This window comes from Flavobacterium lindanitolerans, from assembly GCF_002846575.1.
Taxonomy (GTDB): Bacteria; Bacteroidota; Bacteroidia; order Flavobacteriales; family Flavobacteriaceae; genus Flavobacterium; species Flavobacterium lindanitolerans.
In genome coordinates, this window is sequence record NZ_PJND01000008.1 from 82977 (window position 1) to 106417 (window position 23441).

Consider the following 23441-nt stretch of genomic DNA (forward strand, 5'->3'; position numbering starts at 1 on the left):
ATGAAGCAAAGTTGCGGGAAATGTTCAAGGACATCAATGGACGGTTTTCTCTTTAAATTGCACTTTTTTCCCTGAATGCAAAATCAAGCGGATTCATAATGCTTTACATTATTTCCCTGTATTGGTTTAATAGAAAAAGCACGACATAATTGCCGTGCTTTGCTTATAAATTTGCTGTCTGTTTAGATTTAGAATTGCTTTCTAAAAGACATCGGCGACAAACCTGCGTATTTGGTAAAAAAGCGGATGAAATAAGCATCGTCTTCATAATTGAGAATGAAGGCAATTTCTTTTACTGTCATTTTGGTATGCGCCAAAAGTCGCTTGCTCTCTAATATGATTCGTTCTTTTATAATATCGTTTGGAGTTCTTTTGCTGATTAGCCCTATTTTTTTACTTAGGTTTTTTGGCGTTATGAATAACATCTCAGCATAATCGGCAACGGTATGATGTGTCTTAAAATTTTGTTCAACCAATTTGCTGAACTTCCTTAAGAACTGAACATCTGCATGCTGGCTGTTTTCCGATAGCTGATGTTGCTGTTTCCATATGCGAGTCGATTTGAGAATGATAACTTTTAATAGAATTCTTAACATTTCCTCTGTACTGGAATCATCATTTGTCATTTCAGTGTTGATTTCCTGAATAATACTTTGGATATTCCCGGATTGAATTTCATCTAATTTGATAAATGGAATTTCAAAAACATTACTATAAAGGATACCATCACAGGCCACTTCCTGGTCGTGAATTTCGATACAATAAAAATCTCTATTAAAATAAATCAACTGCCCATTGACGGTTTCACAAGGTTTAATAATCACCTGGGGATTGATGAATAAAAGCGTATCTGTTTCCATCGTGAATTCCTGGAAATCAACCTGTATAGTAGCCTTTCTTGGTATAAATAGAATTTTAATGTGTTCAGCTATTGAAGCGAGTGCCGTTTCTTCTGTAGCTTCCTTGCTGAATTCAATGTTCCCAAACTGTTTATATGAAAATTCTCTTAGCATATTTCGATCTTATGTAATAAAAAGAATAGTACTCATTAGTTTTCGTTTGGATAAAAAAATTATGCTAAAAATAATGATTATTAGTTTTTTTATTCATCATGACTTTGAATCTAACCGTTTCAAAATGAGCGACCGCAAACGCTCTTCATGTTCATCTCCCCATCCGCCAATTGCTGCAATTACGGGAATCAGCGTTTTTCCAAAATCTGTCAGGCTATATTCAACTTTGGGAGGCACAACAGGATAAATCATCTTTGAAATCAATTCATGGTCCTCCAACTCTTTCAGCTGAATCGTCAGCACTCTTCTTGAGGCATCCGGGATTTTACGTTGCAGTTCGCTGGGGCGCTTATGTCCCTGGTTGATAAACCACAACAAACGCATTTTCCATTTTCCATAAAGGACTTCGCCAATAAGGTCAAGGCCGCAATTCAGGTTTAAAGGTATTTTTCTCTCGTACATATAGCAAAGCTAGTGCAATGTTCCAAATTGTACAATAGGGGAAAAAATTATCCCTATGCAATTCGATTTTCCCTTATTGCCAGATAGTTATATACATCCCAACTTTGTACAAAAATATAAAACAATGGAACAAACATTTAATTTCAACAACGAGTTATCCGGCAAGATTGCTTTGGTAACCGGAGGTACAAAAGGAGCCGGAAAGGCAATTGCAGAAAGACTGCTACAGGCTGGCGCAACCGTTATTATTAGTGCAAGGAACGCACCCGAAAAAGAAAACAGCAGACTGCATTTTATTCCTTCCGATTTAAGTAAGGCAGAAGGAACACAAAAGGTAATCCGTGAGGTGCTATCTGTTTATGGAAAGCTTGACATCCTTGTGAACAACCTTGGTTCTTCAACAACACCCGCCGGTGGTTTTACCGCATTGAGCGATGAAGATTGGGAATCAACCCTACAAGCTAATTTACTGGCTCCTGTGCGGTTGGACAGGGGATTTCTGCCACAAATGATAAGTCAAAAAAGCGGTGTCATTATACATATTGCCTCAATTCAGGGCAGATTGCCTTTGTATGATTCTACTTTGCCCTACGCCGCTGCAAAAGCAGGACTGATCAATTATAGTAAAAGTTTATCAAATGAAGTAACACCCAAAGGTATTCGCGTGCTTACTGTTTCACCAGGATGGATAAATACAACAGCATCGGAAGCGTGGCTGGGCGAGATTGCAAGAAACGCAAACAGTACCATAGAAGAAGCCCAACAGGGTGTCATGGATGCGTTGGGAGGAATACCTTATGGCAGGCCTGCCCAACCGGAAGAAGTAGCCGAATTGGTTGGTTTTCTCGTTTCACCAAGGGCCAATTATTTAACGGGAACAGAATTTATAATCGATGGTGGTACAGTACCAACAATTTAATCATCTAAAAAAATAAAAATGAACTTACCGAAAATAATAACAGACTTGGTTAATGCACAAAACAGCTTCGATAGCATTGCCTACACCAATTGCTTTTCTGAAACCGCCGTGGTGTTTGATGAGGGCAAAACGCATAACGGAAGAGTCGAAATCCAGTATTGGATAGAAGAATCAAATGAAAAATACAGATCTGTGATGAAACCTCTTGAATATACTGAAAATGGCACTTCAAGTGTTTTATCGGCAGAATGTTCCGGTACATTCCCGGGAAGTCCTATTGTATTAAAATTTCATTTTGATATTGTTGATGGATTAATTCAGCATTTGAAAGTAACGGGATAGCATCAACGAAAAAAGAGTGACTCATTTTAAGACACCCTCTTTCAAATTGAAGGCTATTGAATAAATTTTATCAAAATCACCGACGTAGTGCTTATATTCTTTTAGGTTTAGGTTCATTAGCCGACTTGCAATTTAAAATACTTATATTCACTTGCTGTGCGGAAATTTCAATATTATTTTTTAGCTGTTCAAAGAAATATAAAAGCGAAAGGGTTCGTCTGAAATCCCAAGACTCCAAAGTATACTTTAAATCAAATAACCAGGTTGTTTGTTTCTAGTAAAAATTATTGGAATACCTCATGAAGCCTGCAATTGTGATAATTGCAGGCTTTATCGTTTTAAATTGGCAACAAACAAAATGCTCTGCAAGTTTGTAAACATGTATAAAAAAGAAAAAACGTCTAACTCAATTAAGTTAAATCGTCTTTTTTATTTAAACAAATAAAAATCAAATAGAGCTATAGCGCCAAACCGCTGTTGATCGCCAACAAATTTTATTAAGATTTTTTTAGCATTTTAAAAAGATTAATATTAATTTTCCAGCCAAATCAACAAACCCAATGCTTAAACAGTATCAATTCGACAAAGAAGAGCTGTACTCCGATTCCACTCAACTTTTGTTGACCTCATCCCTGACTCCTTGTCATCAAAATGTTGTTTGTCAATTCCTGATTCTTTTACCTATTGACTTATGCTAAAAGTAATCCTAAGGCCCTCAAATTTTAAGCTTCTTTTTTCCATAAAAACGATGCTACACTGAATTACTACGTTAATATCCAAAAAAGCTTCGCTTATACATCAGTTGAGATTATGATTTTTCTTTGATTTATTATTGTATGCTGAAAAAACCATAAAGTATGAAATTAGAATGCCTTACGGTCAAAATAACGTCGGTTAAATTCAGCATCTGAAAATTTAAAAGCAAACCTTAAATATAAACTATGAAAACAAAAATTACTTTTCTGTACCTTCTGGCACTTATATGCTTTATCCAGAAGGTCAGTGCGCAATGCACTTACGGAAGTCTGACTTCCTCCCAAGCAATTACCCCCGTTTATGACAACAATGAACGTATCATCTTCAATGGTATACGTCCGGGCGAATATCTGTTGATAAAAACATTTTCAACGGCTACGCGATATACATTCAAAAGCACACGTGCCACAGATTATATCACAATTGCCGATGCTAATGGTGCACAGGTATTTGTGAGCGGTCTCTCGGGTTCGAATGGTCTGAACTTTACACCTCCTTATCCTCAGACGATTCGTTATTACATTCACACCGGCTCACAGTGCGAGAGTGGTGATATAACAGATAGACAAGTATATTTAAAAACTACCACAATAGACAGTTCCTGTGATTCTCCTAATACACTTTCGGTTTCGAATATCACTTCGAACTCTTGTAAAGTGAGTTGGAACGCTCAAATTATAGGGCAGATTACATCCTATGATGTTTATGTAAACACTACTGGAATTTCTCCTGTTACGAATACAATTCCAACTACGGAGGCTAACGGTTCCAGAGAAGCTCAAGTATCAGGATTAGCTCCTAATACAACACACTACTACTGGGTACGTACTCAATGTGTTTCCGACAGAGGAGTTTGGGTTCCTGGTGGCTCTTTTACGACTACTGCTTCCGGAACGGGTACTGCAGGCTGTAACGGCGCTCCTTTTGGACTGTATCCTGAAGCCACTGTCAATGTAACCTGTAACGGAACTGTTCAGCAAATTGCTGCCGATGCCCATGCAGGAGAATATACAAACGTATATGTAACCCCTAATGAGCAATATACATTCACCAGTTCTGTATCGACAGATTTTATTACTATTACTGATCCTACCGGAGCTACTATTTATACTTCCGGACAAACTCCATTAGTATGGGTTAACAACTCTAACTGGGGTACTATCAGATATTACCTGCATACCAATTCTTCTTGCGGTACACAGAATACAGCAAGAATCAAATCGATTAAATGTGGTGGTGTTGTAGGAGGATGCACCGTTGGTGAGCTTCATCCACAAACTACATTTACTCCGGCTTGCTCCGGCTCTCTTGAAATGATTGTTAACGACGCCTATGCCGGCGAATATTCAAATGTCAATGTAACGGCAAACAAACAATATACTTTTTCAAGTTCGAATGTAAATGATTACATCACTATTGCGAATCCGGTTGGAAATGCAGCTATAGCTACCGGCCCTTCTCCATTGGTTTGGAATTCAGGTTCTACGTCTGGTGTTATCAGGTATTACATACACACTAATTCAAGTTGTGGTACACAAAACATCAACAGACAACGTTACATACAGTGTACTGCTGCTGCAGCAACTTGTGGTGTGCCAACTGCTTTATCGGTTTCAAACATAACTTCAAATTCAAGCCGATTAAGCTGGACTGCACCTGCAACAGCACCTGCTTCATACGATCTTTACATCGTTACTACCAATACGGCTCCTACTACAAATACGGCTGCTACAGTTACAAGCACTACTGCCGGAGTTGACGTTTTAAGCGGATTGGAAGGTTCTACAACTTATTACTACTGGATCAGATCCAATTGTGGATCTACAAAGAGTGCCTGGGTATCTGGCGGAAATTTTACAACTATTGCAGCCCTAAACTGTAACGGTGCTATCTACGGATTGTATCCTAATGCTACTTTCACACCTGCATGTACAGGAGCTAATGAACCAATAGCTACTGACTGCTGGGCTGGAGAATACTCAAATGTGAATGTAGTGGCAAATAAACAATATACTTTTACAAGCTCGGTTGCTACAGACTATATTACTATTACAAATGCTGCCGGAACAACAGTTTTGGCAAGCGGAGTAACTCCTTTAAACTGGACTTCAGGTTCTACTACAGGAGTTGTAAGATATCATTTGAATACGAATGCTAGCTGTGGAACTGCAAACACAAATAGAACACGTTCTGTTAAGTGCGTTGATGCTCCAACAGGAGGTTGTGGTGTGCCAAGTGCTTTATCGGTTACCAACATAACATCAAACTCAATCCGATTGAACTGGACTGCGCCTGCAACTGCACCTGCTTCATACGATATTTATATCGTTACTACAAATACGGCACCTACTGCCAATACTACAGCGACTGTTACAAGTACTACTGCCGGTGTGGGTGTTTTAAGAGGATTGGATGCTTCTACAACTTACTATTACTGGATCAGATCCAATTGTGGTGGTACAAAAAGTGCATGGGTATCTGGTGGGAATTTTACGACCATTGCCGCTCTAAACTGTAATGGTGCTACTAATGGATTGTATCCTAATGCTACTTTCACGCCAGCGTGTACAGGAGTTAATGAACAAATCGCTTCTGACTCCTGGGCAGGAGAATATTCAAATGTCAATGTAATGGATAACAGACAGTACACGTTTACAAGTTCTGTTGCCACAGATTATATCACGATTACAAATGCGAATGGAACAGTAATTCTGGCTAGCGGAGTAACGCCTTTAAACTGGAGTTCAGGCACTACTTCAGGAGTTGTAAGATACCATTTGAATACCAATGCGAGCTGTGGAACTGCAAACACAGATAGAGTACGTTCTATCAAGTGTGTTGATGCTACCCCAAGTTGCGGTGCACCTTCTAACCTTTCAGTAACCGATGTAACATCAAACTCAGCCCGAATTATCTGGACGGCACCAACTCCTGCTCCTATGGGATATGACTTGTATGTGGTACAAAGCAATACTGCTCCAACAGCAAACAGTAATCCTACGCACCTGTCTTCTACCAACTCAAGACTTATTACCGGATTGAGTCCTGCAACCAATTATAACTATTGGGTACGTGCAAATTGCGGTTCCACAAGAGGAAACTGGGTTTATGGCGGAAGTTTTGATGCTATTCCTGCTGTTGGTTGTAATGGTGCTATATATGGCTCTTACCCTACAGAAACGCTTCAATTAGCTTGTACAGGAAGCCCTCAGATAGTTGCTGAAGGTCTTGCCGGTCAGTTTACAAAAATGTACATCAATTTTGGTCAGTATTATGTATTCTCAAGTTCAATAGCAACAGATTACATCACTATTACGGATGATAATGGAATGACCGTTTTGGCAAGTGGAACTACGCCACTAAGCTGGTCATCTGGAAGCAATGTTGGCGTTATCCGTTTTTATGTACATAGCAATGCAAATTGTGGTGCTGAAGATGCTATCAGAGTAAAATCGGTTACCTGCAGCAGTACTCCTATCGGAGGTTGCGGTCTGCCAACCAATGTTTCTGTATCTAATGTAACATCAAACTCTGCCCTGATCAGATGGACTGCTCCATCACCAACACCTTCGTCAGGATATGATTTATATGTGGTTCAAAGTAATACTGCTCCAACATACAATAGCACACCAACGCATACGGTTTCTAATAACTACACTTCAATGGTTGTTAGCGGACTAAGTCCTGCAACAAATTACAGCTATTGGATACGAGCTAATTGTGGTTCTACAAAAGGAGACTGGGTTTATGGCGGAAGTTTTGATGCTATTCCTGCTGTTGGATGTAATGGTGCTACATTTGGACCTAATCCTGCAGAAGCAATTCAAATAGCCTGTATGGGATCTGCAGAGGTAGTTTCTCAAGGTTTTGCCGGTGAGTTTACAAACATTTACATCAATTATGGTCAGCAATATACTTTCTCAACTTCAGTAGCAACAGATTATATTACTATCACAGATGATAATGGAATGACCGTTTTGGCAAGCGGACCTTCGCCATTGAACTGGTCATCTGGCAGCAATGTAGGTGTTATCCGTTATTATGTGCATACTAATGCAAATTGTGGTTCTCAGGATGCCGTTCGAGTTAAATCAGTTACTTGTAGAAATCCTCTTGGTATTGATCAGTTTGCTCAAAATAATGTTACTATTTATCCTAACCCAAGTTATGGTCAGTTTACTGTAGAAACCGGAAGTGTAATAGCTGATAACATTACAATTACAGATAACCTTGGAAGAGTAATCACTACTTTCAAACCATCTCTGTCAAAATCGGATTTATCGATAGATAGTTTTGCAGAAGGTATTTATTATGTGAAAATAGATTACCAGAATAAGAGTGTTACTAAAAAACTGGCTCTTAAAAAGAACTAATTTTTATAAATTACTCTGACTTAAACTTAAAACCCCGCTAAAAGCGGGGTTTTTATTTTTATAGCTATCAAGTTGAAGTTTATAACTGCCACTTAGTTTCTAAACGAAAAAACTATAACTTTACAGAAATACAAGAGATAATGCTTATCATAAATTTTTCAGATTTTCCTGAATTGGAAACCCAAAGGCTGAAACTCCGACGTGCTGATTTAAATGACGCCAATGAACTATTTGCACTACGTTCTGACCCAAACATCATGAAATATATTCCGCGTCCGGTAGCTACATCACTTGAAGAAGCAACAGAACACTTCAAAATGATGGATGAAAAAATCAGCAACAATGAGATGATTAATTGGGCCATTACGCTAAAAGACAATCCTAAAATGATTGGAACTATTGGCTATTTTCGTATGAAGCCGGAACATTACCGGGCAGAAATTGGCTATATGCTACTCCCTGACTTTCATGGAAAAGGTTATGTTACCGAAGCCATTAATGGGGTTGTTGATTATGGATTTACCAAAATGGGATTACATTCTATCGAGGCAATGATTGATCCTGAAAATATAGCGTCGGCCAAAGTATTGGAAAAATGCAGTTTTGTTAAGGAAGCACATTTTAAGGAAAATGAATTTTATAACGGAGAATTTATCGACACTGTAATCTACTCTAAATTAAACAGATAAGAATTATCAATAACCATAGCCTTACATAATGGAACCAGACACAAAATATAAAACTCTATTCTATATAATCATTATTACTTTATTTGTAGGGGCTACTCTACCCGTTAAAGGCCAGGAAGGAAGTCATAAATCTTCTGAAAAAGCCAATATTCCACAAAAGTTATCTGTAAAAAATATGCAGGCCGATATGGCTATCCTGTGGTCGGCAATAAAAGAGATGCATCCGGGATATAATTATTATACCTCAGCTGACAGTCTCCGCAAAGCTTATGATCAGACCTATTCATCAATCAATAAATCGTTATATGAAAGTGAATTTATTTCTCAGCTATACCCATTTATCTGTAAATTAAGATGTGGGCATACACAGATAAAACATTCTGTAGGACATAAAGATCCTCAGGGTCTGTATCCTGCCCATATACCATTTGAAGTACTTGTCACTAATGGTAAGGTTTTTATAACTACCCATCAAACAGAGGTATTACGAACCGGGGATGAAATTATCAGTATCAATGACGTTGTTGTAAAAGAAATTATCAAACATGGTTTTGACTTGTATTCTACTGACGGATATAATCAAACCTTTAAAGAATTGTTTTTAAGTGAATACGGCGGTTTTGCGGACGCCTGCAATAAATATTACCATTGGAAAGGTGCTTATAAAATGCAGATACGAACCAGGCAAGGCGAACTTAAAGATTTGACTGTAGATACAGATGAAATAATCTTGAACGACCCCCAAGCTTCGCTTCTTGATAATTATACAAACTGGACTACGGCAAAAAACACAGGAAATCTTAAGCTTCGGTTTTTTAATGATTCTCAGACTGCATTATTTGAGACAAAGCCTTTCTCCTATCAGGACACCATTACTTATAAAGAGGCTTTTAAGCAGATCGAGTCTAAAAAAATAAAGAATCTGATACTGGATATGCGACACAATACGGGAGGTGACATCCGTGTTGCAATTCAATTGTTGTCCTATCTCGCAGACTCGCCTTTTTCTATCATTAAAGATGTCAAGTCGCGGTTACAAAACCCGGATTTAAATAAGTCTGCCAACTATTTTGATAAAGATCGTACCAATGATTTTTTACAGGGATATAAAATCACCAATAAAGAAGGTTTATGGTATCATGTAGAGACGACACCTGCAATGGGCACAGTATACGGTCCGCTTCCGTTAGCAAAAGAGTATCATTTTGATGGCAATTTGTATGTCTTAATTGATGGAGCTACTTTTTCTTCGGGTGCTCTTTTTACAGCAGCGCTTAAATCACAACGTAAAAATGTAAAATTCATTGGGAGAGAAACTGCCGGCAGTGAAGAAGGATGCAATGGTATGGTCATGCAGGAATTAACGTTACCAAACACCAAGATAAGGATTGACTTCCCCTGGATGCGTGTCGAATCTGTAGCCCTAAATTCAATTCGTGGTCGGGGAATTATGCCGGATTACAAAGTGGAGTATGCTCCATCAGACATTATAAGTAAAAAAGATTGTGATCTTGAAAAGGCTATGGAGCTGATAAAGTAATTAGCTAGCCGTAAGCATTAACCAACATGGTTCAAAATGAAATCTTACACATTATTTATAATTCTATTTTTTCTGGCTTTATGCAGTTGCGAATCCAGAGAAGAAAAAATAAACAGCAATTGGAAATACGCAGGAGGTTATCATATTGGAGATTTTTTAAGTTTTAAACATCAAAATTTAAAAATACAAAATGATACTATTTATAAAGGCTCAATGCCTTTAGCAGTTATAGTAGAATTAAAAACAACCTACTTACCCGGAACGGAAAACAAACTTACATTAAAAGATATAGAAAGTGGAGCGTTAGGAATCTATACAGATAAAGGAAAATAATATTTATTAATGAAACACCTAACCTTAGCCCCTCAGAACCTTAGTCACTTAGCCCCTCTTTTAAATAAACCTTCTTCCTGTAATCAATTCCCCATTTTGCCATTTCATCAATTAATGGCGAAAGTGTCTTACCATATTCCGTAATTGAATATTCAACCGTTATTGGTTTTGTATTCATTACTTTTCGATTAACTAAATTATTTACTTCCAAATCCTGAAGTTCCTTTGAGAGCATTTTTGTCCCAATTCCGTTTATTTCCCGTAACAGATCCATAAATCCCAATGTATTGCCTTCTATTAGTGTTCCCAATATATGAAATTTCCACTTTCCTGATAACAGGCTCATCGTATCACTAATAGCTTGCATTCGAACCTGACAAATAGGTGTAGCATTTATTTCGGCGGTTTTTTTCATCGTTTTTGGATTAAATGTATGTTTTACAAAGTTATGCAATCCATCAGACACTTTCTAAAAGGAAAGTAGTTTCCAAAGGGAAACCCATAGCAAATATACATCGAATGTAGCGTAGTTTTGTGGGTATAAATTGTAAGCCTATTCTGAAATAGTATTCAAAAAAAATGAAATTAAAATCTATAACAGTACTAGTATTAATGCTGGCTAACTTCGGTTGTCAGGCTCAAACAGATAAAAAAATGGAAAACAATACCAACCCCCTATTATGTGATCCTGTTGAAGGTATTTGTGGAATACCCGATAATGCAGAATCAGGAAAAGTTGTAACGCAAAACACCCAAAAACCAGTAAAGGTTATTTATTTCACAGACCCTATTTGTTCTTCTTGCTGGGGAATAGAACCACAAATCCGAAAACTAAAATTGGAATACGGTAATAGTATAGAAATTGAGTACCGAATGGGTGGTTTATTACCGGATTGGAGCTATAACAGCGGCGGTATCAGCAAACCTTCTGATGTAGCACATCATTGGGATGAAGTGAGTCTTTATTATGATATGCCTATTGATGGTGATGTTTGGTTGGAAGACCCGCTACCATCCTCCTATCCGCCATCGATAGCTTTTAAAGCAGCAGAAATGCAGAGCAAAGAAAAAGCTATTCATTTTTTAAGGGAAATCCGGGAAATGGTTTTCCTGCAAAAAAAGAACATTGCCAAGTGGGAAAACTTAGAAATGGCGGCTAAAAAAGTTGGTTTAGACGTAAAACAATTTACAACCGATTTTAATGGCAAAGCCAAAGTACTTTTTGAGGAAGATTTGCATTTTGCAAAACAAAATGGTGTCAGAGGATTTCCAACTATCTTCTTTATAGATGCAACAGGACAGAAGGAAACCGTTTATGGTTCAAAACCATATGTATTTTATGAAAGTGCTATTTTAAAACTTCACTCAAAAGCTACCAAAAGCGAGTATTATAAAAATTGGGAAGTGCTTTTTTCAAAATATCCTTCTTTAACGGCAAAAGAATTTTCTGAACTTTCCGGAACACCAAGAGCAGAAAGCGAAAAGCAATTAAATGAACTTGTAGCAAAAGGCAAATTAGAGAAGCTGACAACTAAAAATGGTTCTATTTGGACGGTAAAGAATTAGTTACTGAAGCTCAAACACAATCTAGTTTTAAAACCTGTAAACCATAAGATTTACAGGTTTTTATTTTTACTGACATCTCAATATACGAGCCGTTTCTATGGTTGTTTTTGAAAAATATTAGATGGATTTTTTTCGGAAAAACATTATCTTTATCAGTAGTATATTATTCATTCTTAATGAAAAACAATATAAACCGCTTAATTATCGCATCAAACCCATGCTTAAAATAGAATTTGAAGAACCACATTTAGAACTTTGTGAATGCTGTGGAAAAGAAACTGTAAATCTTACACGGTTTGTTTATGAAGACGATGATGCTTTTGCCATTTATTACATAAAATTTACCAGAGACCATGAAGATAAAGTAGCTAACGGAATAATTAGTATTGGAGATTGGGGAACTGATGAAGTTCCTGAAAACAGATATTCTTTTCCTTTCAGAATATGGACTAAGGGAAAAAATTATCAGGTTGGTTTGATGGACAGAGAAGAATCACCTTGGACACATCAAATACTTGGGAAAATATTAGACAGAAATGATGCCCTAAAACACCCTTGGATAAAAGAAGTTTTTCATATTACTGACCATATTGTCATGGAAGATAAAGAAGTGATTGAATACTTTTCGGAATAACTAAAACGATCTATAAATATAAGGGTTGATGTAGTTCTTATTTAAAAATATAAAAACCTGTAAATCTTATGCTTTACAGGTTTTTTGTTCTTACTGACACCTCCAAATATACAAATTGTTTCTATGTTTGTTTTTGACGAACACTAGGTGAAATTTTTTTCAAGAAAATAATACCATCATAGGTTTCCTCATATTTTCTTGAAAAAAACTTCGGGTCCTTCGGGTCAAATCCTGGTCCCCCTATAAAAAGCTGCTTCATTTTAGTACCAAAGAATTTTTTCATCTCAGGATTTTTAACAGCTGTGGCAATATCAACAAAATAGATATCAGGCAGGGCTTGAAAAAAAGTTTCTGCATACGTTTTATTATAAGGTTTGTCAAGTAGACGGTATTCCGATCCTAATACCTGCTTATTTTTAATAATAAAGCCCAACATCTTGCCGCTTCCAAAATCAAATCCCATAGCATAATAGTCATCCTTAAAGTGTTCTTTAAGCCTGCTGCCCAAGCTTGGTACCGTCATACCCAAATCTTTTTTATTTATATGCTCATTATGTGCCCATATAAATACCTTACTATCTGGCACTTCTATATTCATTATCTTTAAAACATTCTCATACATTGCATTATCACGCACATCTGCAGCCGGCCATGAAATATAAGCTGTATAATCTTCCAGATAGCCCAACCCTCGCATCATATCAATATATTCATTTGCATTTGCAGCCTTTAAGCGTGTTGAATCCTGTTCTAGCAATTGGGTTAACTGCTGTAGTTTCGGTTGCATTTTCTTTGCCCATTCCTTTATTTTTACATGTCCATATTCTGCTACCGAACAACTGTCTGCTGCTGCTAACAGGTTTTCATCAATATTAATATTATACTTTTGAACGTAGCTTCTTAGTCTTTTATTAATATCATCTCCCATTTGGTTATCTATTCCATAAAATCGTATCTGTGCCTCCCGGGGTTTTCCCTGATTGTAATTACGCATCCATTCCAGCAAATCAGCTACTTCAGTAGTACGCCATAAAAAATGTCTGAAATTTTTTATAAGACTAGCTTTATCTCCAGGACCGCCACTTATCCATTCATTAATAGCTTGTTCAGCCTGATAACTTTCCTCCATAATAAAAATCCTCACACCATTGTGCTCAACCAGGTATTTAAAAAACTTGGCTTTCAGGTCAAAAAATTCTTTAGCATGATGGGTAGCTTCACCAAACCCATAAATTCTTGCTTCTTTAAAGCCTTGAGGTTCATTCTGTGTAAATGCCACTAGCTCTGCATCAGGATTTGCATCTTCAATAACAATTGCGTTGGTATTTAGCCAGGATACGACATTGCTGGTTTGTGCATTCAAGCTAATCGAAAACAAAAATCCTAAACAGTAAAAAGCTCTATACATAGTTTATTTTGGTTTTGGGTAAATGTAAAAATAAAAAAGTTGCTTCTGGGCACTAATACGCAAACAGGAGTAATTTATACTACAACTACAATTTTACAACCTTTTATATCCTATATTGCGGGTAATGATTCTTTTGTTTTTTTAATTTGTATTATGAACTCATTATATAACTATTTCTGCACGGTACATCCTGTTTTTGCCCCTAGTGATTTTGAGCTTCTTACAAAAGATTTCCAGACGAAGCACTTCAAAAAAGGCGATTATATAGTGCGCGAGGGCGAAACACAGCGCAATATCTACTTTGTTGAAAAAGGCATTCAGATGTATAACTTTGATACACAGGGAAAAACCAATATCCTGGGGTTTGCCTATCCACCCAACCTGTGTGTGGTAATGGAATCGTTTATTTTTCAGAAACCATCGACCTATAATGTAACCTGTATTACAGACAGTACGTTAAGCTACCTGAGCTATGCTGCTTTACAGGAAATTTTTGAACGGTCCCAACAGGTGGAACGGCTATTCCGGAAATTATCTGAGAACCTGTCTATAGGTCTTCTCAACAGACAGATGGAACTCCGCTCTACTACTATTGAAGAGCGTTTTAAAATATTCTGCCAGAGAAGTCCACATCTGTTGCAACAAGTACCTCAAAAATATATAGCAGCCTATCTGGCAATAGATCCGACCAACTTTAGCAAGCTGATGAATACCGTGCGGTTCTGACGTTGGTGCAGACCAATATTTTTACCGAAACAAAAGCTGTTCTTTGAAGCATTCTTAAACGGTAAAAATATAAGGCTATGACTTTTCAACACATTTTTTATATACCCACAATTTTCTTGCTGGGTCTTATTTTTGGAATACTTCTTGGCAATAACACAAATACTGTATCCGCAGATGGAAAAGTAAGTGTGAAAAAGCTGGGGCTTGTCTTTTTGATTTTTCTTATTGTATTTATCATTACACATGCCTTTACTATTCCCGCAGGCTCCAAACAGGTAAGTATGCTATTGGGCGGACTGGAAATATTCGACAAAAAGCCAATATTCGGGAGCGATGCTGTATATCACTATATGCAGTCATTTACTGAGATAGGAATACAGGTATATAAACGTTTTACATATACTATTGATGTTGTTTTTCCTTTATCTATGCTGGCATTTCTGCATACTTTTTCCAAATTCACATTGCAACGGATAAAACTTCCAAAATATTTCTTCAAAATAGCCGGGTTACTTCCGTGGATATGGTTTGGGTTTGATATGCTTGAAAATGCAACAGTATTTTATCTCCTTTCCGAATTTCCAAAACAACATCCGTTTATAGCCGGGTCGCTTGGATGGATTACTGTAATAAAATTTGTTTTGCTCTTCCTTTCGCTTTTCGTACCGGCTTCGTTACTTTTATTGGCACGAAAACTGCGCTATCAGTACTAATTTTAAAATGATTTAAAAACGGCAGACTACTAATCTGCCGTTCTTCTATCTATTTCCACCAATGGTAGTAATTATGCAATCCGTCATACTCAAATCCACAACGCGGATAGAGTTGGTTTCCAATATCGTTTGTCTTTTCTGTTTCAAGCATTAATCCGCAAGCCCCGGTTTCTTCACACCATTGTTTACTACGGTCAATCAAGGCTACAGAAAGTCCTTTCCCTCTGTAATCCGGATGTACAAACAAATCGCTTAATAACCATTGTTTCTGCAGTTTGGTGTAATGAAAAAGTTTGTACAGCTGGACGAACCCTACCGCTTTACCATCAACTATAGCCAGAAAAATATCAGATTCGCTGTTTAGGAACCTTTCTTTTAAAAATGTCTTGCCTCTTTCCAAATCGGATTCCTGTCGGTAGAAAACTCTGTAGAGATTAAACAAAACGGCGGTTTCATTCAAGTCTTCCAGACTTGCTTTTTTAATTTGATAATTCATGTTGTTAAGTATTTAAATTATCCGGCTAAAGTATCTTTAATTTGGACTACCTTTGTAATCCAGATATAACTTAATAAGTAGTCCAGATGTTTCCATTTCAAAATATCATTACCATTGATAAAGGGAGTAAGACTCCTTTATACAGACAGATTGCCATCTCAATTATCAATAAAATAAGAACGGGAACATTAAAAGCCGGAACTCCCTTGCCAGGAACAAGAGAACTTTCTAAATTACTGGGCGTACATCGTAAAACAGTGATTGCGGCCTATGACGAACTGCATGCCCAGGACTGGATAATTGTCATTCCAAGAAAACAGGTGACTGTATCGAAACAGATTCCGGTATTAAAAGCCAAGAACTGGAGTCAGAAAGAAGCTGCATCATCCTATCAAAATACTTTTAGCCTTCCTTTTCATAAAGCAGAAGAAAAAACGTCTGATAAGAAAATACTAACCGCTCCTGAAATCCTTATCGATGACGGCTATCCCGACATAAGGCTTTCACCCATAGAAGACCTGTTAAAAATATACAGGTCCTATACAACCCGGAAATATGCCGTCAAAAATGCTATAGTAGGAACCACGCAAGGCACATTGAAACTAAGAAATGAACTTGTCAACTATTTATCCAAAACCCGCGGACTGAATATCACAGCCGATAATCTGTTAATTACACATGGCGCCCAGATGAGTATTTATCTGGCTTCTCAGCTGCTATTAGATAAAGACGCTACTATTATTACCGGTAATCCCGATTATCCTATAGCTAACAAAACATTTGCAAGAACCAAAGCAACGCTAATTGAAGTCGCTGTTGATGAAAATGGACTGGATATGGCTGCAGTGGAAAAAATATGCAAAAAGAAAAAAATAACCGCAGTTTATGTTATTCCCCATCACCACTATCCAACAACCGTGACATTGAGTGTGCAAAGAAGAATGAAACTTTTGGAACTCTCCCATCAATATTCTTTTGCTATTATTGAAGATGATTATGACTACGATTACCATTATGCTTCCTCTCCCTTTTTGCCTATAGCCAGCGGAAGCCATAACGGCAATATAATTTATATGGGGTCTTTCTCTAAGATTTTAGGTCCTTCTATACGTATTGGTTTTATGATAGCACCCAAAAACTTTATTGAACAATGCACAATGCTTCGGGAAGAAATTGACTTTGGAGGCGACGGATATATGCAGAATGCGTTGGCGGAACTCATTAAAAACGGAGATTTGAGCAGATGTCTTAAAAAAACAAAAAAAAGCTATCATCAACGCAGGGACTATCTGGATGCACTGCTAAAAAAGCATTTGGGTGATTCTGTTTCGTATTCTCTGCCTGATGGAGGAATGGCAATCTGGATTAAAATAAACCCCACTTTTTCAGTAAACAAATTGGAGTCAGTACCTCAATTGCATATCAAACGAATTCATACTCAGGAAAATGCCTTTCGCTTTGGATTTGCCTCAATGAATGAACCAGAACTTGAGGAAGCTGTTTTATGTTTAAAAGCAGCATTGGAAAACTAAATTTTCGCTTGTTTTTTTAAATAAAAAAAAAATCCAATTCCCAATATGTGGTTTCATTTTTTTCCTAATTTTACAATAGAAAAAAGTAGCCCTAAAGAATATTTAACCTTCTGTGTAATAACCTACCCCATGGCTATACACAACGGTTCCCTTACTCCCCATGAATTTCTTCATGGATACTTTTATGGATAGAAATTGAATAATCTTTGTCCAAAAAAGCAATTTCAAATTAAATTTAGGAAACCATGAATAAAAGCTACTTGACTATGCTAATGCTGGGCTTTTTAGGGACAGCATATGCCCAAATTGGTATCGGAACAATTAACCCGGATGCTTCTACTGCCCTGGATGTGACAGCTACAGACAAAGGTATCCTGATTCCAAGAGTAGCACTAACCGGTTCAACCGATACCTCAACAATTACTACAGGAAACGTAGATGGTCTGCTCCTGTTCAATACCGCAACTGTAGCCGACATTACGCCTGGCTATTATTACTGGTTGGGCGGGAAATGGCAACGCATGGATAGCCGCGGTAACGGATGGCAATTGGCCGGAAATTCCGGAACCGATGCCAACGCTGATTTTTTAGGCACTACAGACGCGCAAGACCTCACTTTCAGAACAGACAATATGGAACGTCTGAGAATTACGCAGAGAGGAAGATTAGATTTTTCAAATACCAGTAGTGACCCGCTATACACCAATATCTTTTTAGAAGGTGGTAACGAGACTACTTCCGGAGCCGCCAATATAGCCATAGGTGAATCTGCCCTTACGAATATTGATAGCGGTCAATTAAATATAGCCATTGGTAGGAATGCATTACAGGCAACTACATCTGGCAGTGTAAATATTGCCATTGGAAATCAAACACTGTCAAGTAATACAGACAGTTTTTCTAATATTGGTATAGGTTTTGGAGTTCTGCCTTCGCTGAATAATGGTGGGCACAATATTGGCTTAGGTGACAATACCGGATTGTCTTTGGTAAGTGGCAACGGAAATACTTTTATAGGTTCGTTTGCAGGCAGCACTCTCAATAGCTTAGAAAATGCAACTGCAATTGGCTACTCGGCAGTAGTTGAGGCAGATAATAGTATGGTATTGGGTGGAATTGATTCGAATGCTGTAAATGTAGGAATTGGCAACACTACCCCAAACAGTACGCTACAAATTACCGGCTCCTTTAGTGCAGCAATCAAAAGCACTAATATCAATTACTCGCTCACAGACAAAGATTATACTGTACTTTATGCTGTTTCCGGAATCACAGTAACACTTCCAGCAGCAGACAGCAGTAATGTTGGAAGAATTTATAATATAGTATGCGATGTTACAGGAGGTTCTGTAAACCTGAATGCGACCGGAACAGATATTACAAAAGACGGATCAGTTATTACCTCAGCAACCGGTTCTATAGTAGTGCAGAGTACCGGAACAAAATGGATTGTTATTCCATAATTACCAAAAGATTTATTTACTTATTAATTTATATCCAGACCAAAATTCCCTGACTAACAATATATTGACGATACGGAAAAAACAATAAACCCGTTGACAAATCAACGGGTTATTCTTATCACTTCTGGCTACAATCTGTTCAACTCTTCAGAATTTCCAGATTGACGTTCGCTTGTTTTAAGATTTCTATTACCAAAACGATAAGTCAATGAAAAACGGATGCGCTGTGTGTCCCAAACATTTTTAAATTCCTGGGTTACCCCATACATGTTCTGTTTTGAATATTCGCGTCCGTTAAAAATATCAGTTCCGCTAATGCCCAACTCTAATTTTTTATCCAGCATTTGGTATTTTACCGTCGCATAAAATTTGGCATACGGTTTTAGGCTTGAGTTCTGGAAAGTTTCTCCAAAATTCTGAAAATAACTAATACTCAGGAAAAACGTTTTGTTTTTGTTTAAGGTAAAATCATTGGTTGTGAAAAAAGACGAAGACGCTCCCTTATTTCTCCTGTCAGAAACTGCAATATCGGATTCGGAATAACTCAAACTAAAATTATTCACGCTGGTCCACCACGGAGTTGGTTTTGCCGTATAACTCTGCGTAAAGCTAAGCATGTCTTCATTTACATAATTCATCCAGATATAATTGTTCTGTTTGGTATCCGGATTCAGGATAGAAGCCTGGTTTACGCCATCTCTCATACTTGAAAAACTAAGTCGTGAATCAAATGTCTTATACGTAAATGTCACTTCAAAATTATGCGTAAATGACGGTCTTAAAAACGGATTTCCTTCATTGTAACTAAATTCGTTGTTAATCGTACGGAATGGATTCAGGCTTTCGTAACTCGGACGACGGATACGACGGGAATAATTGAAACCAAGACTTTTATCTTCTGTGAATTGATGCAATACATACAGCGTAGGAAACAATTTAAAATAGTCATTCTTATGTCGGTTATTGGCCTCTCTCGAATATCCGTCCGTTTGGGTAGCTTCCAAACGTAAGCCCGCCTGAATGTTCCATTTATCATTGAACTTTTTATTTCCGGAAATATACAATGCCTCATTCTTTTCGGTGTATTCAAAATAATTCGACAGATTGGTATCATATACCATTTCACCGTTTTCGTCCTGTTTAAAAGCATTAATAAGGTTATCAGATTTTGAATTGGAAAATCGGGCACCAGCGGTAAAATCGGCTATTTTGGTTGGCAGTTCAAAATCTACTTTAGCCGACAGATTTTGTATTCTGATGTCGACATCATTAATACCGGCATGTTGGGAATTGGCAATCAGTTCGTTTGCCGGATTATAGTTGGCATAAGCATAACGATTAAAAGTTGGCGTGTGATAGTTCACAAAATCAACATCCACCATCATTTTTTTGCCCAAAGTATCCAGCTTATATTCTGAATACAGGTTGTAAATCTGCTGATAAGTTTTATCATTTGATGTCGCATTATTCTTCATAAATTGTTGAATAGCTCCTCCTTTTTGGTCAAAAATAGTCGTAAGCTGTGGCTGCATATCCGTAAATTTAGAAGTGTAGGCAGAAACTTTTGTGCCAATTGTCCATTTTTTTGTCAGTTGATAATCCAGGGCCAACTGTCCGTTGAAATAGCGGTTTTTACCATCGGAGCTGCTTTCATTCTGCCAAAAAGCATCAGAGTAATAAATATCATTATCCCAATTGATTAATGAACGTCGTATTCCTGTGCTGGCAGAACTTCTTAATGTGAGCTTATTCTTTTGCAGATTGAAAGCGGTATTGTACTGTTGCGTATTTCTATGTCCGCGTTGATAAGCTCCGCCAAATAACCCATTCCAACTGTCTTTCTTAACCTTTTTCGTAACAATATTGATAATACCGCTATTGCCTTCCGCCTGATATTTGGCTGGCGGTGTCGTAATTACTTCAATCTTTGACAAGTTCGACGCGCTGATACTCTCCAGATAATTCATCAGTTCCGCCTGTTCCATATAAGTTGGCTTATCATCAATTAACACCATAACTGAATTTTTACCCGAAATGCTGATGCTTTCCTGAGTCACCGTAACACCGGGTGTTGTTCTGAGTGCGTCTATAGCAGTACCTCCTGTAGATGATGTTGCATTGGCTACATGATATACAAAACGGTCTGCTTTGCGTTCCATCAGTTTTTTAGGAGCTTCAATTACAACCTCATCGAGTTTTGTTTTGCTTTCAAACGCAATCACTCCTAAATCAGTATTGCTCTTTAACAAAAGTTCTTGTTTGTATACCACTTCATCAAAATATAAAACCTCTAAACGGTAATTGCCTGTTTGTGCCTGTAAGGCAAAAGAACCATTTTCGGCAGTCTTGCCTCTAAGAGTATCTTTAGCTATCAACAGAACATCGTAAAATGCTGCAGGCTCGCCATTGGCTTGTGCTATGCCTTTTATTTCATGTGTCTGTGCAAAAAGTGAAGTGGTAAATAGAATTGAAATCCAAACTAAAAAATGTGATGCTGTTTTCATGTGTAATATTTTTCAGCAAATCTTCGGCTTTTACTGTTTTTATTTTTTTTATTTCGACCAGCCCGGTCAAAAATCCGACCAATGGGTTGGTCGGAGAAAATGGAGTGTTTGTCGAAAAAAAGTTTTTTCTTATTGCGTAATGCCCTACTTTTCCACTCTGAAAAAATAGCCCTGAAATGAAAAAAAAATATGTGATTCTGCTACACCTTTTGTTTTGGTTGTATTATATAATGCAGGATTTGACTGTATTCGACTTTAAGCAACAAAAAATCTCTTTTCCAATACTGGCTTTCGATTTCAATAAACCGGAATATCTCCTGATGCTCTCATTTACAGCAATTTATATTTTTGTTTTTTACCTGAATTACTTAGTATTTATGCCAAAGTTTTTTGATGTAAAAAAAGTAAAACGCATTGCATTGTCATTTTTGGCCCTGTTTATAATTTTTATCGGAATGCGCTATTTGATAGAAGAAGTTTTGTTTGACATTCTGTTTGGTTTCCATAATTATTACAAAGGAGTAACCGTTACTTACTATATCTATGATAATTTAGCGTACAGCAGCCTTCCTATTATGGCTTCTTCTGTCTTATGGTTTATTGTAAACATGTTACGCCTGCAAAAAGAGCAACTCGCTTTATTGGAAAGCAAGCGGGAGACCGAAATCAATTTCCTGAAATCGCAAATCAATCCGCATTTTATATTTAATACCCTGAACAATATTTATTATCTGATATTCGAAAAATCAGAAAAAGCACTTCCGGCTGTCGAGCAATTGAGCGGACTCATGCGTTATATGACCTATGAGAGCCAAAATGAAACTATTGCATTGCAACGTGAAATAGCCTACATAGAAAATTTTATTGCTTTAGAAACCATGCGGATTTCAGGCGATGCGCAGGTGTTTTTCAAGAAGAATATCGAAAATCCGGAATGCCGCATTCCTCCTTTGTTACTGATTCCATTTGTAGAAAATGGCTTTAAACACGGTATTCTGAACAATCCGGAACAGTCCTTTACTATTGAACTGACACAAAATAAAAATCATCTAATTTTACAGACACAAAACAGCATCAACAATTATAAAAAAGACCATCAGTCGGGCGTTGGTATTGAAAATATAAAAAAGCGATTGCAATTGTATTTTCCTGACAAGCACTCATTAGAAATTACCAGAAAAGAAAACATGTATTACATAAAATTAGACATCACACTATGAGAACCATCCGCTGTGCAATCCTCGACGATGAACCCATGGCAGTGGCGCTCTTGTCAAAATATGTAGAAAAAATTTCAAGTTTTGAATTGGTAAAAGCTACAACAAATCCGTTTGAAATACTGCAACTCATAGCCCAAACAAACATTGATGTATTATTTATCGACATACAAATGCCGGAACTTACAGGCATACAGATGATGGAAATGCTGGGCAATAAGACCAAGTTTGTCATTACTTCTGCCTATAGCGAATATGCACTGAAAGGCTACGAACATAATGTAGTCGATTATTTACTAAAACCTATTTCATTTGACCGTTTTTATAAATGCATACAGAAAATAGAATCCCTTGCCCAGGAAAAACCGGCTCCCACTGTAGAAATAGCGGCTAAAACCGAAGAAAAACCGGATGAATTCTTATTCATAAAAACCGATGGCAAGCTGGTAAAAATAAACCTGAACGATTTACTACTGGTTGAAGGCTTAAAAGATTATCTGTATTTGCATCTAAAGAATGAAAAACTTATCGTGCTCGATACGCTCAAAGATTTTGAAGCAAAATTACCTGCATCTGATTTTATGAGAGTACACAAATCTTATATCATCAGGCTGGACCAGATTGAAACGATTGAACGTAACAGGGTGTTTATCCAAAAAAACATTGTTCCTATAGGCGAAACGTATAAGATTAAGTTTCAGGATTGGGTGAAAAGCTTCTTATAATAGTTGATAGTGGATAGTTGGTAGTGGATA

General features: G+C 37.2%; 20 protein-coding genes. 14 read left to right on the forward strand and 6 right to left on the reverse strand.

The window, feature by feature from the left end:
• Positions 1–188: 188 nt before the first annotated feature.
• A complete protein-coding gene (locus B0G92_RS10235; RefSeq protein ID WP_101472120.1) occupies positions 189–1013 on the reverse strand; it encodes a helix-turn-helix domain-containing protein in 825 nt (274 codons plus the stop codon).
• Positions 1014–1109: 96 nt separating this feature from the next.
• Positions 1110–1475: a winged helix-turn-helix transcriptional regulator gene (locus tag B0G92_RS10240; RefSeq protein WP_101472121.1), complete on the reverse strand. Its 366-nt coding sequence runs from the start codon at positions 1473–1475 to the stop codon at positions 1110–1112.
• 124 nt (positions 1476–1599) lie between these two features.
• Here B0G92_RS10240 and B0G92_RS10245 point away from each other — a divergent pair, with 124 nt between their 5' ends.
• The 6 genes from B0G92_RS10245 to B0G92_RS10270 all read left to right on the forward strand — a co-directional run bounded on the left by B0G92_RS10245 (position 1600) and on the right by B0G92_RS10270 (position 10427).
• Positions 1600–2394 (forward strand): SDR family oxidoreductase, encoded by a 795-nt coding sequence (locus B0G92_RS10245; RefSeq protein ID WP_101472122.1) that lies wholly within the window; start codon positions 1600–1602, stop codon positions 2392–2394.
• 18 nt (positions 2395–2412) lie between these two features.
• Entirely contained in the window at positions 2413–2736 is a 324-nt protein-coding gene (locus B0G92_RS10250) for a nuclear transport factor 2 family protein (RefSeq protein WP_101472123.1), read from the forward strand.
• Positions 2737–3677: 941 nt separating this feature from the next.
• Positions 3678–7865, forward strand: coding sequence for a fibronectin type III domain-containing protein (locus tag B0G92_RS10255; protein WP_101472124.1), 4188 nt, complete (start codon positions 3678–3680; stop codon positions 7863–7865).
• Between the two features lie 140 nt (positions 7866–8005).
• Complete coding sequence (locus tag B0G92_RS10260; RefSeq protein ID WP_101472125.1) at positions 8006–8554, forward strand: GNAT family N-acetyltransferase; 549 nt, start codon at positions 8006–8008, stop codon at positions 8552–8554.
• Positions 8555–8582: 28 nt separating this feature from the next.
• A complete protein-coding gene (locus B0G92_RS10265) occupies positions 8583–10094 on the forward strand; it encodes a S41 family peptidase (RefSeq protein WP_101472126.1) in 1512 nt (503 codons plus the stop codon).
• A 36-nt stretch (positions 10095–10130) separates the two neighbouring features.
• Positions 10131–10427, forward strand: coding sequence for a hypothetical protein (locus B0G92_RS10270; protein ID WP_101472127.1), 297 nt, complete (start codon positions 10131–10133; stop codon positions 10425–10427).
• Positions 10428–10467: 40 nt separating this feature from the next.
• On the opposite strand, the gene B0G92_RS10275 is transcribed toward B0G92_RS10270, so the two are convergent.
• Complete coding sequence (locus B0G92_RS10275) at positions 10468–10842, reverse strand: winged helix-turn-helix transcriptional regulator (protein ID WP_101472128.1); 375 nt, start codon at positions 10840–10842, stop codon at positions 10468–10470.
• 239 nt (positions 10843–11081) lie between these two features.
• Here B0G92_RS10275 and B0G92_RS10280 point away from each other — a divergent pair, with 239 nt between their 5' ends.
• Together B0G92_RS10280 and B0G92_RS10285 are read left to right on the forward strand one after the other, a co-directional pair.
• Entirely contained in the window at positions 11082–11993 is a 912-nt protein-coding gene (locus tag B0G92_RS10280) for a ClpXP adapter SpxH family protein (protein WP_101472459.1), read from the forward strand.
• 217 nt (positions 11994–12210) lie between these two features.
• Positions 12211–12627 carry a hypothetical protein gene (locus tag B0G92_RS10285; RefSeq protein WP_101472460.1) on the forward strand — a complete coding sequence of 139 codons (417 nt, stop codon included), beginning with the start codon at positions 12211–12213 and terminating at the stop codon, positions 12625–12627.
• A gap of 121 nt (positions 12628–12748) precedes the next feature.
• On the opposite strand, the gene B0G92_RS10290 is transcribed toward B0G92_RS10285, so the two are convergent.
• The gene (locus B0G92_RS10290) at positions 12749–14035 is read right to left on the reverse strand and encodes an erythromycin esterase family protein (protein WP_101472129.1); all 1287 of its coding nucleotides are present in this window, start codon (positions 14033–14035) and stop codon (positions 12749–12751) included.
• A gap of 153 nt (positions 14036–14188) precedes the next feature.
• On the opposite strand from B0G92_RS10290, the gene B0G92_RS10295 reads away from it, so the two are divergent.
• Together B0G92_RS10295 and B0G92_RS10300 are read left to right on the forward strand one after the other, a co-directional pair.
• Positions 14189–14761 carry a Crp/Fnr family transcriptional regulator gene (locus B0G92_RS10295; RefSeq protein ID WP_101472461.1) on the forward strand — a complete coding sequence of 191 codons (573 nt, stop codon included), beginning with the start codon at positions 14189–14191 and terminating at the stop codon, positions 14759–14761.
• A gap of 77 nt (positions 14762–14838) precedes the next feature.
• Positions 14839–15474 (forward strand): hypothetical protein, encoded by a 636-nt coding sequence (locus B0G92_RS10300; RefSeq protein ID WP_101472130.1) that lies wholly within the window; start codon positions 14839–14841, stop codon positions 15472–15474.
• 49 nt (positions 15475–15523) lie between these two features.
• Here B0G92_RS10300 and B0G92_RS10305 read toward each other — a convergent pair whose 3' ends face one another.
• Positions 15524–15970, reverse strand: coding sequence for a GNAT family N-acetyltransferase (locus B0G92_RS10305; RefSeq protein ID WP_056066411.1), 447 nt, complete (start codon positions 15968–15970; stop codon positions 15524–15526).
• Between the two features lie 86 nt (positions 15971–16056).
• Here B0G92_RS10305 and pdxR point away from each other — a divergent pair, with 86 nt between their 5' ends.
• Positions 16057–17502 carry a MocR-like pyridoxine biosynthesis transcription factor PdxR gene (pdxR, locus tag B0G92_RS10310; RefSeq protein WP_101472131.1) on the forward strand — a complete coding sequence of 482 codons (1446 nt, stop codon included), beginning with the start codon at positions 16057–16059 and terminating at the stop codon, positions 17500–17502.
• Positions 17503–17747: 245 nt separating this feature from the next.
• Complete coding sequence (locus B0G92_RS10315; protein WP_101472132.1) at positions 17748–18965, forward strand: hypothetical protein; 1218 nt, start codon at positions 17748–17750, stop codon at positions 18963–18965.
• A gap of 128 nt (positions 18966–19093) precedes the next feature.
• Here B0G92_RS10315 and B0G92_RS10320 read toward each other — a convergent pair whose 3' ends face one another.
• Positions 19094–21469 carry an outer membrane beta-barrel family protein gene (locus tag B0G92_RS10320; protein ID WP_101472133.1) on the reverse strand — a complete coding sequence of 792 codons (2376 nt, stop codon included), beginning with the start codon at positions 21467–21469 and terminating at the stop codon, positions 19094–19096.
• Positions 21470–21645: 176 nt separating this feature from the next.
• Here B0G92_RS10320 and B0G92_RS10325 point away from each other — a divergent pair, with 176 nt between their 5' ends.
• On the forward strand, positions 21646–22689 hold the full coding sequence (locus B0G92_RS10325; RefSeq protein WP_101472134.1) for a sensor histidine kinase: 1044 nt from the start codon (positions 21646–21648) through the stop codon (positions 22687–22689).
• Positions 22686–23411 carry a LytR/AlgR family response regulator transcription factor gene (locus tag B0G92_RS10330; RefSeq protein ID WP_101472135.1) on the forward strand — a complete coding sequence of 242 codons (726 nt, stop codon included), beginning with the start codon at positions 22686–22688 and terminating at the stop codon, positions 23409–23411. The genes B0G92_RS10325 and B0G92_RS10330 overlap by 4 nt, the downstream gene beginning before the upstream one ends.
• Positions 23412–23441: the final 30 nt, after the last annotated feature.

Bases quoted from the DNA above. Each gene is read 5' to 3' on its own strand.
- B0G92_RS10260 (WP_101472125.1), top strand. From the start codon at position 8,006: ATGCTTATCATAAATTTTTCAGATTTTCCTGAATTGGAAACCCAAAGG.
- B0G92_RS10280 (WP_101472459.1), top strand. From the start codon at position 11,082: ATGGAAAACAATACCAACCCCCTATTATGTGATCCTGTTGAAGGTATT.
- B0G92_RS10265 (WP_101472126.1), top strand. From the start codon at position 8,583: ATGGAACCAGACACAAAATATAAAACTCTATTCTATATAATCATTATT.
- B0G92_RS10270 (WP_101472127.1), top strand. From the start codon at position 10,131: ATGAAATCTTACACATTATTTATAATTCTATTTTTTCTGGCTTTATGC.
- B0G92_RS10275 (WP_101472128.1), bottom strand. From the start codon at position 10,842: ATGAAAAAAACCGCCGAAATAAATGCTACACCTATTTGTCAGGTTCGA.
- B0G92_RS10320 (WP_101472133.1), bottom strand. From the start codon at position 21,469: ATGAAAACAGCATCACATTTTTTAGTTTGGATTTCAATTCTATTTACC.
- B0G92_RS10235 (WP_101472120.1), bottom strand. From the start codon at position 1,013: ATGCTAAGAGAATTTTCATATAAACAGTTTGGGAACATTGAATTCAGC.
- B0G92_RS10300 (WP_101472130.1), top strand. From the start codon at position 14,839: ATGACTTTTCAACACATTTTTTATATACCCACAATTTTCTTGCTGGGT.
- B0G92_RS10290 (WP_101472129.1), bottom strand. From the start codon at position 14,035: ATGTATAGAGCTTTTTACTGTTTAGGATTTTTGTTTTCGATTAGCTTG.
- B0G92_RS10315 (WP_101472132.1), top strand. From the start codon at position 17,748: ATGAATAAAAGCTACTTGACTATGCTAATGCTGGGCTTTTTAGGGACA.
- B0G92_RS10330 (WP_101472135.1), top strand. From the start codon at position 22,686: ATGAGAACCATCCGCTGTGCAATCCTCGACGATGAACCCATGGCAGTG.
- B0G92_RS10325 (WP_101472134.1), top strand. From the start codon at position 21,646: ATGAAAAAAAAATATGTGATTCTGCTACACCTTTTGTTTTGGTTGTAT.
- B0G92_RS10255 (WP_101472124.1), top strand. From the start codon at position 3,678: ATGAAAACAAAAATTACTTTTCTGTACCTTCTGGCACTTATATGCTTT.
- pdxR (WP_101472131.1), top strand. From the start codon at position 16,057: ATGTTTCCATTTCAAAATATCATTACCATTGATAAAGGGAGTAAGACT.
- B0G92_RS10240 (WP_101472121.1), bottom strand. From the start codon at position 1,475: ATGTACGAGAGAAAAATACCTTTAAACCTGAATTGCGGCCTTGACCTT.
- B0G92_RS10295 (WP_101472461.1), top strand. From the start codon at position 14,189: ATGAACTCATTATATAACTATTTCTGCACGGTACATCCTGTTTTTGCC.
- B0G92_RS10285 (WP_101472460.1), top strand. From the start codon at position 12,211: ATGCTTAAAATAGAATTTGAAGAACCACATTTAGAACTTTGTGAATGC.
- B0G92_RS10305 (WP_056066411.1), bottom strand. From the start codon at position 15,970: ATGAATTATCAAATTAAAAAAGCAAGTCTGGAAGACTTGAATGAAACC.
- B0G92_RS10250 (WP_101472123.1), top strand. From the start codon at position 2,413: ATGAACTTACCGAAAATAATAACAGACTTGGTTAATGCACAAAACAGC.
- B0G92_RS10245 (WP_101472122.1), top strand. From the start codon at position 1,600: ATGGAACAAACATTTAATTTCAACAACGAGTTATCCGGCAAGATTGCT.